The organism is Streptococcus sp. Marseille-Q8145, from assembly GCF_965112035.1.
Window position 1 is genome coordinate 1 of the sequence record NZ_CBCOPQ010000016.1, and the last position, 938, is coordinate 938.

1 pseudogene is annotated in these 938 nt (G+C 50.9%); it reads left to right on the forward strand.

The features are described 5' to 3' along the window. Positions 1 to 186: 186 nt before the first annotated feature. Positions 187 to 777, forward strand: a pseudogene (locus tag ACWPVL_RS11685) (FGGY-family carbohydrate kinase); the annotation flags it as partial. Positions 778 to 938 lie beyond the last annotated feature (161 nt).

The window sequence follows — 938 nt, forward strand, 5'->3', positions numbered from 1 at the left end:
ATAAGGTTAAAGATGAGCGTAATTGGTGACAAAGAGAACAAGGAGAGACTAGGATGATGGACATAGAAGGAAGGCACAAATTAGCAAACATAATGAAGGAGCGTGAGGTGGCAGATATATGAAGATTGAGAGCAAGTGATGTAAATTTTTTTCAAGCAGAAGACGGCATACGAGATCATGCCTAGTCTCGTGGGCTCGGCGATTCAGTGGCTGCGCGATCAAATGGGGTTGGTGGCGCAATCGCCTGACACCCAGCAAGCAGCCGAGGCAGCCACTAGTGATGATGAGGTTTATGTGGTGCCTGCGTTTACAGGCTTAGGGGCACCGTATTGGGATGCCGAAGCACGCGGGGCAGTTTTTGGCTTGACCCGCGGGACCACTAAAGACGACTTTATTAAAGCGACGTTGCAGGCTTTGGCTTATCAAACGCGTGATGTGGTTGATACCATGTACAAGGACACGCAGATTGCCGTCCCAGCCTTACGCGTTGACGGTGGGGCAGCTCGCAATGATTACCTGATGCAGTTTCAGGCGGATATCCTGAATAAGCCTTTGGAACGAGCCGCCAATTTAGAGACGACCGCCATGGGTGCTGCCTTTTTAGCGGGGTTGGCAGTCGGCTTCTGGCAGGATACGGATGAACTTAAACAGATTTTCAAGATTGGTAAGCGGTTTGAACCTCGCATGACACCGGCGCGGCGGGAGAATTTATACGCCGGTTGGCAACAGGCTGTCGCCGCCACGCAGATGTTCAAGCACCGGCCGGTACCCCGGGCACCCCCCCACAATAACGAAAAAACAGAAAAAAGCAACCCCCCGTCCTCTAGGCACAAGGGATTGAATTTTAAAAACCGACGCTTTTATTTTTCTGTCACCGTTTTCGCACCACATAACACTCCAGCAAAATTATGGTCCTACCTTTTAACGGCAAACCCGCA